We start from the raw sequence: 13,366 nt of genomic DNA on the forward strand, positions 1-13,366 counted from the left end.
CCGGGAACACCGGAACTGATTTCCGTCGCGTCTCTTCTCGTGAAGGGTAATCCGTGTCCTTACCCCGAAAATTCGCGCCTTTGTCACTGGCGCAGGAACGTCTGTGGGTCATGGCTCGCATGGACGGAGACGCCAGCGCCGCCTACAACGAGCCGATGCCCTTCGATATCCGGGGACCGCTGGACCGGGACCTGCTCATCAAGGCGCTGCATCTGCTGGCGGCCCGGCACGAGGCTCTGCGCACCCGGCTGGTCCCCTCCGCGGGTTCGGCCCTGCAAGTCGTCGATCCGCCGGACACGGGGTTCCCGGTGACCTTCGAGGACCTGACGGGACTGCCGGACGGGGCCGAACGTTTCACGCGCATACGGTCGCAGGTGGAGGGCACCCCGTTCCGCCTGGGCGAGGAGCCCATGGCGCGCGGCTGCCTGATAGCGCTCCAACCGGACCATCACGTACTGGTCCTGGTGGCGCATCACATCGTCTTCGACGGCTGGTCCCGCTCCCTGCTGCTGAGAGAGCTGGGCCTGGTGTACTCCGCGCTTCAGCACGGGCAGGACGTCTCGCTGCCCGAACTGACCTGGCAGTACAGCGACTACACGCGCTGGCAGTGGGAGTGGATGTCGGGAGACGAGCCCGCCTCGCACGGCGACTACTGGACCACCGCACTGGCCGGCGCCCCGGCCGTGATCTCCCTGCCCACCGATCGGCCCCGCCCACCCGAACAGGACTTCCGCGGCGACCGGTTGCCCGTGACCGTCGACGAGGACCTGACGCGGGCCCTGCGTGCGCTGGCCTCGGACAACGATGTCTCTCTCTACGCGACCGTCCTCACCGGCTGGTCCGTGCTGCTGTCCCTGCTCTCCGGACAGGACGACATCGTGGTCGGCGCCCCCACGTCGAACCGCCGACGCGGGGACGTCGAGGGTCTGATCGGCTTCTTCGTCAACACCCTCGCCCTGCGCGCGGACCTCTCCGGCTCACCCAGCGTCAAGGATGCCCTGAAGCGGGTGAACCAGCGGATCCGGGACGCCCTGGGGCACGTCGACCTCCCCTTCGAGCGCGTCGTCGAACTGGTCAACCCACCGCGGAGCCCCGCTTACACGGCCCTGTTCCAGACCATGTTCGCCTGGGTCCCCTCCATGCGGGAGGAACTCGGACTTCCGGGTCTGCAGGTCGAGTTACGGGACGACGCCGCCCACGTACCCGCGAAGTTCGACATGGTCCTGGCCCTGGCCGACGAGGGCCGGCACCTCACCGGGGAGATCGACTACGCGGTGGCGCTCTTCGACCGGGCGACGATCGAACGGTGCATACGTCAATTCCTTCGCGTGCTGCGTCTGATGACCGAGCAGCCCGATGCCGAGATCGCCGACCTGACGCTGCTCGACGAGGACGAACAGCGGGCACTCCTCGCCGGCTTCAGCACAGGGCCCACCGTGGCCGGCCCGGCGTCGGCGGGCGTGCTGGAGCGCTTCGCCGCGCAAGTCCGCGTACGGCCCGGGCAGTGTGCGGTGGTGGCCGGTGACGCGGAGCTGGACTACGCGACACTCGACCGCCGGGCCAACCGTCTCGCCCATGCGCTGATCGCCCGCGGCGCCGGTCCCGACCGTGTGGTCGGACTGCACGCCGGACGTACGGCCGAACTCGTCATCGGCGTGCTCGGGATCCTGAAGTCCAAAGCCGCCTACCTGCCCCTCGACCCCGGCCAGCCCCCGGAGCGGCTCAGTGCCATGGTGAGCGACGCCGCACCGGTCCTCGTGCTGACCGACCAGACGGACACCCCGGACGACGGTGGACAGCCGTGGGAGCACCTGGCGAAGGTGGAGGCGGAGGGGACACACGACGAGGCGCCGGCCATCGATCCGGACCGGGCTCGGCTCGCCTACGTCATCTACACCTCGGGATCGACCGGCCGGCCCAAGGGCGTGGCAGTGACGCACGGCAGCGTCGTCAACCTCTTCGACCACTGGCGCGAACTCATGGGGGACGCCCCCGGCGAGGCGTCCTCGGCCTGGTCGAGCATCGGCTTCGACGCGTCGGTGCACGAACTCCTCGTCCCGTTGACCACCGGCGCCGTGCTCCACCTGGTTCCCGACGAACTCCGCGGGGACCCACGGGCACTGCTGGACTGGATGCGCGAACGCGAGATCACCCAGGCGTTTCTGCCCCCGTCCTACGTCCTGTGGATCGGCGAGGATCCGGCCGCGCGCCTGGCCGGCTCGAGTCTGCGCCAGCTCCTCACCGGAGTGGAATCCCTGCCTGAGAGCGCCCTGTACCGCATGCGTGAGGTGCTGCCCGGCCTGCGCATCTGCTTCGGCTACGGCCCGACCGAGGCCACGCTCTACTCCACGGCCTACACCGACCCACAGCCGTACGAGCGGTCGTGTCCCATCGGGCGGCCGTTGCGCGGCACACGCCTGTACCTGCTAGACGGCCGAATGCGCCCGGTACCCGTGGGAGTTCCCGGAGAGGTCTACCTCGGCGGAGCGAGTCTGGCCCGTGGCTATCTGAACCGCCCCGACCTCACCGACGAACTCTTCGTGCCCGACCCGTTCGTCCCCGGTGAACGCCTCTACCGCACCGGCGACTTGGCGCGCTGGCTGCCGGACGGCAACGCCGAGTACGTCGGCCGCCGCGACGACCAGCTCAAGCTGCGCGGTTTCCGTATCGAACCCGGAGAGGTCGAGGCGGCGCTGCTTGCGGTCCCCGGGGTGCGGGAGGCCGTCATCCTGGCCGATCGGAACACACCCGGTGGCCCCCACCTGGTCGCCGGCGTGGGATGTGACGCCGAGGCCACGCGGATGCCGTACGAGTGGCGGGCGGCCCTCAAGGACCGCCTGCCGGACTACATGATCCCCGCCGTGGTGGCCGAGTTCCCGCGACTGCCCTTGAACCGCAGCGGCAAGGTGGACCGGGCAGAGGTGCTGCGCGCCGCGGCCGGAACCCGCGTGGGGCGGGTCAACGCGGCCGCGCCCCGCGACCATGTGGAGATGGCGCTGTACCGGGTCTGGCGCGGGGTGCTGCTGCACCCGGACATCGGAATCGGTGACAACTTCTTCGAGCTGGGCGGCACTTCGATATCGGCGATCAAGATGGCGGCCGCCGTCCAGGAGGAACTCGGCGTCGCCCTGCCGGTCCGGGACGTCATGCTGCACCCCACCATCGAGGCACTCGCCGAACGGGTGCGCGGCCACGGCGGCGACGCCGCGCGGTCCGCGGAACCCAGCAGCCTGGTCGAGTTCCGTGCGGGCGGCGGCCGACAGCGCGTGGTGTGCGTGCACCCCGCCGGCGGCACCGCGTTCTGCTACCTCCCACTGTCCGCCGAACTGGCCGACCACATCGGCGTGATGGGGCTTCAGGCGCCCGGCATCAATCCCGGCGAGGCCACCCTGCCCGGTGTCGAGGCGATGGCCGAGGAATATCTGCGGCTCGTCGGTCCCCGCACCGACGAGGCACTGGTGCTGTGCGGGCTCTCCTACGGCGGTCTGATCGCGTACGAGATGGGCCGCCGCCTGGTGGCGGCCGGACACGAGAAGGTGAGCGTCGTCCTCCTCGACACCCACGGTGCCCAGGACGACGAGCAGCGCGCCGCGATCGCACCGGTCGGCATGGAGGAGTTCCGGCAGAAGCTGGTGCGCTTCAACGGCATGTACCCGGGTATCGACGACGACCAGGTGGCCCGGTACCGACACGTCTACAACCACCACCGCGAGACGGCGCGCGACTACGCCGTACCCGAATCACCCGCCCGTGTCGTGCTGCTGCAGGCGACGGCCGTGGCGGACGAAGACGGGGACGCCGAGGGTGCCGCCACTCGTCTACGCGCGTTCTGGCGGCAGCGCGTCAGCGGTGAGTTCGTGGTCGAGCCGGTTGCCTGCGGTCACTGGGACATGTTGGAGAGCGACGAACTGCCCCGCGTCGCCGCCGTCCTCACCGCCGAACTGCACCGCCTGACATCCGCCCCCGGCCGGGGCGAGACGGAGCGCACAACACCTTCAGGCACGTCGGAGGCACGATGAAACCCCGCGTCGAAACATCCCCCGCCGACGTGGCCGAGGACCCCCGCGCCCCGGCCGGTACAGCCCTTGAGATTCACCACCGAGCCCTTCGCACTCCATTCGCTGAGGCGGTCGTCGACGGTGAAGTCAGCCTCGACTATGCGACGTTGAACGTGGCAGCCGCCACCGTCGCCCAGGAGCTCGGGCGCCGGGGCGTCACCGCGGGGCAGGCCGTGGCGGTGGCGCTGCCGCGGTCGTGGCGGCTGGTCTGCGTGATGCTGGGCATTCTGCGGCTGGGGGCGCAGGTCGTGCCCCTCGACACGCAGAGCCCCGCCGAACGCCGTCACTTCATCCTCCGGGACTCCGCCGCGGTGGCCCTGGTCTGCGAGACGGTCGAGAGCGTCACCCAGCTCCCGCAGGACGTGAAGGTGCTCGCCGCGGACACCCTGCTGCCGGAACCTCCGGATGCCGCTGCCGCCGTAGCGGCACCGTCCGCCCCCGGCGCGGTGTCCTTCCTGTTCTACACCTCCGGAACGACGGGGCAGCCCAAGGGAGTCGAGGTCCGTGACGCCGGAGTCCGGCGACTGGCACAACCCGGCTACATCCGCGTCGAGCCCGGTCTGCGCTATGCCTGCCTGGCCAATCCGGCGTTCGACGCGCTGAGTTTCGAAGTCTGGGTTCCCCTGCTGACCGGTGGCTGCTGCGTGGTCCTGAGCGACGGGGACGTGCGGACTCCCGAGCGGCTCGCCGCGGCGCTGCGGAACGAGCGCGTGGACACCGTCTTCATCACCACGGCGCTGTTCAACGCGATGGTCACGGCCGTGCCGGACTGCTTCGCCGCGGCCGGCGAGGTTCTTGTGGGCGGTGAGCAGCTCAACCCCCGGGTGATGCGCCGCTGGTACCGGGACAACGCCGACAGCGGCACCCGTCTGTTCAACATCTACGGGCCGACGGAGTCCACCACCTTCGCCCTGTGCCATCCGATCCCGCGGGACTTCGACGGGGACGTGGTGCCGATCGGCCGGCCCTTGCCGCAGAGCGGTGCGGTCCTGGTCGTACCGGGCCAGGAGCGGGTCGCCGCGCCCGGTGAGGTCGGCGAACTCCTGCTGAGCGGAGCCGGACTCGCCGTCGGATACCGCAACCTTCCCGAGGAGACCGAGCGGCGCTTCGTGCGGCTGCCGTGGCTCGACGGTGGCGAGGAGCGGTACTACCGCACCGGTGACCTCGTGCGGGCGGACAGCGAGGGCCTGGTGGAGTACGTCGGACGAACCGACCGCCAGGTCAAGGTCCGTGGCTTCAGGATCGAGCCCGGCGAGGTGGAGCGACGCGTTCTCACCCACCCGGCGGTCCAGCGGGCCTATGTGTGCACGCGCCGCGCGGGCCCGGAGGGGCCCAACGAACTGCTGGCGTTCGTCGTCCTGAGGCAGGAACTGTCCTACGCGGAGTTCGACAGCCACCTGACGACCCACCTGCCCGCCTACATGCGCCCCCACCAGATCCATCTCGTGGCCGATCTGCCGCTCAACGCCAACGGCAAGGTCGACCAGGCCGCCCTGCTGCGGCAGGCCGGCCGGCCTTGGCGGCCCGTCCCCTCCGACTCCGGCGGACCGGCCGCGACGGAGACGGAGCGCCGGGTCGTGGAACTGGCCGAGGAGATACTCGGCACCACCGGCCTCGGGCTCGGCGACCGGTGGATCGCCAGCGGCGGTGACTCGTTGAAGGCGCTGCGGTTCTGCTTCGCGGTACGACAGCGATGGGGCCGCGAGCTGACCCAGGCGGCAGTCCTGCACGGCGACCTGGCCGCCGTCGCCCGGTCCCTCACGACGGTCCGTCCCGGCGAGGAGAACGCGTTACCGGCACCGGTGATCTCCGGTGCCCGCTCGGCGCCCGCCACCAGCGAACAGCAGCGGCTGTGGCTGGTACAGCGCAGCACCCCGGGCTCCCGGGCCTACTCCGTCAACCAGGCCTTCCGCGTGGACGGACCCGTCGACACCGCTGCCCTCCGGAGCGCGCTGCGCAGCGTCGTGGCACGCCACGAGGCGCTGCGGACGAGCTTCGGCCTCGGGCCGGACGGCCTGGAGCAGACCGTCGGCGAGCCGTACGACCCCTGGCACGAGCCGGGCCCCCAGCAGATCTGGGACGAGGAAGCAGCACACGCCTTCGCCGACACCTTCTTCGCCGAGCCCTTCGACCTCGCCATCCCCCGCATGCTCCGAGCCTGCTGGCTGCCGCGTGACGGCGGCGGCACGCTCCTGCTGCACCTGCACCACATCGCCGTGGACGGCTGGTCGTTGAGCATCCTGCTGCACGACCTGTCGGCCGCCTACGCCGGAAGCGGCCGCCCCGAGGCACCCGCTCCGACCCCGCTGGACTTCGCCGTCTGGCAGAGCGGCCGGTTCGCGAGCCCGGCCTACCAGGTGCAGCGCGATGAACTCCTTGCGTTCTACCAGGGTTTGGAAGAGCCGCAGGAGCCGCTGCCCGCCCAGGACGCGGGGCCGGCACCGCGGGCGCGGCTGCTGCACACGTCGCTCGACGTCGTTCGGCGGGCCCAAGTGGACCGGCTGTGCGCCGAGTTCGGACTGACCCGGTTCCAGGTCCTGCTGAGCGTGTTCTCCTGGTGCCTGTACGGCGTGACCGGCCTGGTCCGCCCGCGCATCGCCGCTCCGGTCGCGGGCCGCCCGGTGCGCGAGTTCGAGAACAGCGCGGGCATGATGGCGAACACCGTGCTGCTGCCCCTGACCGTCGCGCCCGCTGAGGACCTGCGCTCCCACCTCGCCCGCACCAGGACCGGCACGGGGCAGGTACTGGGACGCCAGGACGTGGCGCTCGCGGACGTCCTGACCCGCTGGGAGGCCGTCGGCGACAGCACACCGTTCGACTTCCTGTTCGTCCTGGAGAACACCGACTTCGGGGCGCTGCGACTGCCCGGCTGCGCCCAGCGCCCCCTGTGGTGGGCGGCACCGGAGGCCAAGTGCCCGATGACGGTCTCCGTGGTCGAGCACGCGGACGGACTCGACGTGCTCTGGGAGTACGCCGAGGACCGGTTCACCGGCGAGGACGTCGAGGCGATGGCGGAGCTGCTCCGGCGGGGCGTGGACGTGCTCGCGGCCGGTGGCCGCTCCACACCCCGTGAACTCGTGGTGCCGTACCGGCGGTCCCTTCCGGAGCACGGGCGCGGCCCCGCCCCGGAACCCGGCTTCACCACGATCGCCGAAGGCTTCGGCCGGCAGGTCGCCCGCACTCCGGACGCCCCCGCCGTCGTCACGGCCGACGGCGGCACCCTGAGCTACGCGGCCCTCGACGCCCGTGCCGCGGCCCTCGCCACGGAACTGGCCGACCGCTACCCGATCCCGGCCGACGGCAGCCCCTGCCGGGCGGCCCTCTACCTGGACCCCTCCGCCGAACACGTGGTGGCGCTGCTGGCACTGGCGAGGCTGAACGTCACCGCCGTCCCCCTCGACCCCTCCTACCCGGCCGACGTGCTGCGCCACGTCCTGGAACAGATCGACCCGCTGTGCGTCCTGGCCACGCGGGACAGCTCGCCGATGCTGGACACGCTGCTCCCGGGCGGTGTGGTGCGCCACCTCGTCGTACCGGCGGACCCGGTGCCGCGGGAGAGCGACGGCACGAGTGCGCCGTACGACCGGCGCCCGGATGACCGAAGCGCGGTCGACTGGCCGGCGCACGACGGCACCCGCCCCTTGTACACCCTGTTCACCTCCGGCTCCACCGGCGTCCCCAAGGGCGTGCAGATCCATGACCGCACCCTGTGCGACCTGATCAGGTGGCAGTCCGGTCCCGGCGGTCTGGCCGCCCCCGCGGTCACCCAGCAGTTCTCGATGCTGGCGTTCGACGTGTCCTTCCAGGAGATCTTCGGGACCCTGTGCACAGGTGGCAGCCTCCATCTCATACGTCCCGAGTGGCGTCAGGACGTGCCCGCCCTCCTGGACCGGCTGGACTGCGCGGGCGCCGAGCGGATCTTCATGCCCTACGTGGCCCTGCACCTGCTCGCCGAGTACGCCGTCCGCCTGAACAGGTATCCCTCGCGGCTGCGCGAAGTGGTCACCGCGGGCGAGCAGTTGGTGTGCACCGACAGCATCCGGCGCTGGTTCGCCGGGCTCCCCGGCGCGCGCCTGTTCAACCATTACGGGCCGACCGAGACACATGTGGTCAGCGCCCTTTGCCTGGAGGGCGATCCTGGGCGATGGCCCGAGCGGCCCGCCATCGGACGCCCGGTGGCCGGCGCCGATCTGCGTGTGGTGGACGTCCAGGGCGACCCGGTCCCGGCCGGGTGCACCGGCGAGCTGCTGATCGGCGGCACCATGGCCACCCGCTGCTACCTCGGCGACCCCGCACTCGACGACACCCGATTCGTCGAACTCCCCGGCGCGGGACTGTTCTACCGCAGCGGTGACCGGGCGTTCTTCGACCGGGCGGGCCTGCTGCACTACGCCGGCCGCGACGACCAGCAGATCAAACTGAGCGGGCACCGGCTCGAACTCGGCTCCGTCGAGGCGGCCTTGCTGCGCCATCCGGCGGTGGTCAACGCCGTCGTCACCCGGGACGGCGACCGGCTGACGGCAGGCCTGGAGGTCCGGGGCGAGACACCGTCCGCCGACGACCTGACCGCGCATCTGTCCGCCCTGCTGCCCTCCTACATACGTGTGGACCGCTTCCGCCGGCTGCAGAGACTGCCCCGCACACCCAGCGGCAAGCTGGACCGGCAGGCGGTCGTCCGGGAACCGGGGGAAGAGATACGTCCTTCCGCGATCGCCCGCACGGGCCTGTCGGCGGAGGAGGAACGCCTCAGCACCGCCTTCGAGGAGGTCACCGGGTCGGTGATCGCACCGGACCAGACCTTCTTCGAGGCGGGTGCCTCCAGTCTCGCCCTGATGCGCTTCCACCTGCACTGCACCACGGCACTCGGTTTACGCTTCAGCGTCGCGGACCTGTTCGAGCACGTCACCGTCCGCTCCCTCGCCCGCCACCTCACCGCCCCACGGCCGCTCACCCCGTCGGCCGCGAAGAATGCCGGGCCCCCCGAACAGACCCCCGAACCCGGCGAGCCGATCGCGGTCGTCGGCATGGCGGTACGGGTGCCCGGCGCCGCGGACCTGGCCGCCTTCTGGGAGCTGGTGGTCTGCGGCGGCACCGGAATCCGCCGCATCGACGCGCCGGAAGGAGTCGTCGGCGCGCACAGCACGCTCGACGGCATGCTCGACTTCGACCCGGGCCACTTCGGCATCAGCCCCCAAGAGGCACGTCTGATGGACCCCCAGCAGCGTCACCTGCTGATGGCCGGCGTGCAGGCCCTGGCGCACGCCGGAGTGCCGGACACCTCGGCCCCCCGGGTGGGCCTGGTGGCCGGCGCGGGCGAGAACACCTACTTCCAGTCCCTGCTGCGCGAGGCGGACCCCGACCGGCTGCCCGACGGCTTCCAGCTCGCCCTGCACCACGAGAAGGACTTCCTGGCCACCAAGGTGGCGTACCACCTCGGACTGACCGGCCCCGCCTTCAGCGCCCAGACGGCCTGCTCCAGCTCTCTGGTCGCCGTGCACCTCGCCGCTGGTCTGCTCCGGCAGGGCGAAGCCGACGTGATGCTCGCCGGAGGAGTACTCGTCGACCCCGGGCTGACCGGCGGCTACCGCTACCGCCCGCAGCACATCTTCTCCGCGGACGGCGACTGCCGGCCCTTCAGCGACGACGCCACCGGCACGGTCGGCGCGAGCGGCGTCGGCGTCGTGGTGCTCAAAACGCTGCGGCAGGCGCGGCACGACGGCGACACCGTCTACGCGCTCATCACCGGCTCCGCGATCAACAACGACGGTGCGGCGAAGATGAGTTACACCGCGCCGTCCCTGGCCGGACAGCGGGAGGTGATCCGGACCGCCCTGTCCCGCGCCGGACGCACAGGTGCCGATCTCGGCTACGTGGAGGCCCACGGCACCGGCACCCGGCTGGGCGACCCGATCGAAGTGGGGGCGCTACGACAGGCGTTCGACGTGAGTGAGTCCGGCCGCTGCGCCCTGAGCTCCGTCAAGAGCCAGCTCGGCCACATGGGCGCGGCCGCCGGTGTGGTGGGCCTCGTCCGCGCGGTCCTCGCCGTGCACCACGGGACGCTCCCGCCCAACCTCAACTTCCGCGCCTTCAACCCGGAGATCGGCGCCGATCCCACCCCCTTCCATATCCCGGCCGAGGCCACCCCCTGGCCCGAGGGACGCGAACGGGTGGCCGCGGTCAGCAGCTTCGGGATCGGCGGCACCAACGCCCACGTCATCGTGGAGCAGGACACCGCGCCCGGACCGGTGGCGCCCCGCGAGGTACCCGAGTGCCTCGTGCTGTCGGCCTCCAGCGCGGACGCCCTCGCCGCCGACGCCGCTCGAATCGCCGACCACCTCCGACTACACCCGGAGCGCCTGGGGTTCGTGCTGCGTCATCTCCAGGCCGGGCGGGTCGCTCGTCGGCTGCGGGCCGCGGCACCCGTGACGGACGCCACCGCGGCCGAGCACTGGCTGCGCACGGTGGCCGCCGGAGCGGTGCCGCTCGGTACCGCGGACCCGGACGCCGTACCGGTCTTGGCGGTCGGCCGCGCGGCCCACGACCTGGCTCAGGACTGGACCGCCGGACGCCCTGTCGACTGGGGGGCAGGCTCCGCTCCGGCGCCCTGGGACTTCCCGCCTCCGTCCTTCTCCCTCGCGGAATACGACTTCGACCGAGGGCCCGAGGATTCGTCCGAGGACCCGCGCGAGGCCCCGGCCGCCACACCCCGGCGGCTGCCCCAGGAGAACTGGCTGCACCAGCCGCACTGGGTCCGGCTGCGCCGTGCCGCCGTCGTGGACGCCGCCGTGCCGGCCGGCCGCGCGTCCGCCGTGGTCGTCGTGGCCTCCGAGAACACTCCGCGGACGGCGCTCGCGCCCTTCGAGGCGGTGGCGTCGCGAGTGATACGGGTGTACCCGGCCGGCGCCTTCGCCCGCAGAGGACCGGACGCCTACGACGTGGACCCCGCCGATCCGGCGTCTCTGCGCCGGCTGCTCGATGCGCTGTCCGAGGACGGCACCCCAGCCTCCGCCGACACGGAGTGGGTGCACGCGCTGCCCCTCGACGTGACAGGGCCGGCCGGTCCCGGCACCCTGGAACACGCCCGTCACACCTGCCTGGACAGCACGGCGGCCCTGGCCCAGGCACTGACCGGGCGAAACGGCTCCCCACGCGTGTGGTGGCTGTCGTACGGCGCCCGGCCAGTGGCGGGAGCGGTGGACAGACCTGAACTGGCGCTCCTCGCCGGGCCGGTCGAGGTCGCCCACCAGGAGTCCGCCCTGAACGGCCACTGGCTCGACCTCCCCGACGGCGACCTCACCCGCTGGGCCGGGCACGTGGCCTCGGTCGTCGCCGGAACACGTGAGGCCGGTCAACCCGGCGGACCGGCCCTACCGCGCCAGCTCGCGCTGCGGCAGGGCTACTGGTGGCGGCCGGGCACCATACCCGTACCGGAGCCGGAGGGCACGCGGTCCCTCGTACCGGCCGGAGCGGACACCGTCCACCTGGTGCTCGGCGGCACGGGCGGCATGGGCCGCGCCATCGCCGCCTGGCTGCTCGAACACACCGGCGGTCGGGTCCTGTTGCTGTCGAGAAACCCGCGGATGCCCGAGGAGCTGAGCGGATGGTCCGACCGTGTCGGCCTCGTCCGGGCGGATCTCGCGGCCATGCCGGTGCACGAAGTGGCGGCGGCCGTCGCCGACCACACGTCACGACTGGACGGCGTCGTCCACGCGGCCGGTCTCGGACACGGCGGGCTGCTCGTACGACGTGACGCCACCGCGATGCGTGACGCCGCCGCGGTCCGCGAGAGGGGCGCACTCGTCGTCGAGCACCTGATCGAAGCCTTCCGCCCGGAGATCGCGGTCTACTGCTCGTCGATGTCCGCCCTGCTCGGCGGTGTCGGCCAGAGCGACTACGCGGCCGGCGCGAGCCTCCTCGACGGCTTCGCCCACCACCGGGCCACCGAGACGGAGACGACCGTCCGGATCGGCATCGACTGGGACATCTGGCGCGAGACCGGAATGGCGACCCGGGTCCTGAACACGGACAGCCGCCATCAGGCCCACCTCGCGGTCGGCCTGACCGTCGAGGAGGGCAAAGCGGTCTTCGGCCGTGCCCTCGCCCTGCAACTGCCTCAACTCCTCGTGTCCACAACCGACATCGATGTCTCCCGAGTCTTCTACGCTGCTGCCGGGATCGCGGACCGGTCTTCCGGCACCGGACCGGTGCACCCGGCGGACGGGAAGGAGGAAGCCTCCGACGCCGGCAGTGCCGGAGAGCGGGCGTACGCCATGGCCCGGGTGATCCGGGATCTGCTGGGCGTGGACGAACTGGACCCCGAGGACTCCCTCTACGACCTGGGCGCCGACTCGCTGACCCTGATCAGCCTGATCGCACAGATCGAGGACGACTACGGCGTCGCGTTCGACCTGGCCTCCTTCAGTCACCGGGTCAGCCTCACGGAGATCCTGAAACACATCGAGGCGGCCCTCACCTCCGCCGAGCACAACACCGAGCGCACCACCGAGACGGCCGGGAGCACCTCCCGGGTCGTCCTCGACATCTGGCAGGAGGGAACCGGACCGGCCGTCCTGTGCCTGGTGCATCCCGTGGGCGGAGACATCCAGGCCTACCGCTCCCTGGTCGCAGCGCTCGGACCCGCGCCGACGGTGTGCCTCATCGCCGACCCCGCACTCCGCGACACCGAGGTACCCGCATGGTCACTGGCCGAGCGGGCCCATCACTACGACGCGGAACTACGTGCGCGCTTCGGCGGACCGGACCACCGGCTTCACCTGGCCGGATGGTCCTACGGCGCCCGTGTGGCGATGGAGATGGCGGGCCTCGCCGAATCGGCCGGCCGGCCGTTGGAAGCGCTCTACCTGCTGGATCCGCCACCGCCGCAGGCAGAAGCACTGGTCGCCGCCTACGACGAGGCTCACCTGGAAAAGGTGTTCGCCGCCGAACTCGGCACCGGTGCGTCCTCGTTGCCGACCGAGCACGCACGGGCGTACGCCGAGGGGCTGGCCCGCTGCTGCCGCGCGAACCTGCGCAGCCTCGGGGAACATCGCGTACGGCCGCTCGTCTCCGTCCCCACGTATCTGTGGCTGGCCGAACACCCCACGGCGGGCATGCCCACTCCCGCAGGCTCTCAGGAGCCGGACCGGCAGTGGGACACCTGCCTGCCCCCGTCCGCCGTACGCAGGTATCTGCCCACGGACCACTACGGCATCGTCGCGGCACCCCACGTGGGCACGGTGGCCGAGACCATCAGGGCGACGCTGGCATCCCCGGGTGCCGGTGCCCGCGGGACCGCTGATCTGTAAGCC

2 protein-coding genes are annotated in these 13,366 nt (G+C 71.7%); both read left to right on the forward strand.

The window, feature by feature from the left end:
* Nucleotides 1-53 precede the first annotated feature (53 nt).
* Entirely contained in the window at nt 54-4,019 is a 3,966-nt protein-coding gene (locus ACH45E_RS03000; protein WP_361435804.1) for an amino acid adenylation domain-containing protein, read from the forward strand.
* Nucleotides 4,016-13,363, forward strand: a complete 9,348-nt coding sequence (locus ACH45E_RS03005) for an amino acid adenylation domain-containing protein (RefSeq protein WP_361435802.1) — start codon at nt 4,016-4,018, stop codon at nt 13,361-13,363. The genes ACH45E_RS03000 and ACH45E_RS03005 overlap by 4 nt, the downstream gene beginning before the upstream one ends.
* Nucleotides 13,364-13,366 lie beyond the last annotated feature (3 nt).

The sequence above is a fragment of the Streptomyces sp. NPDC020299 genome (assembly GCF_044387825.1).
Taxonomy (GTDB): Bacteria; Actinomycetota; Actinomycetes; order Streptomycetales; family Streptomycetaceae; genus Streptomyces.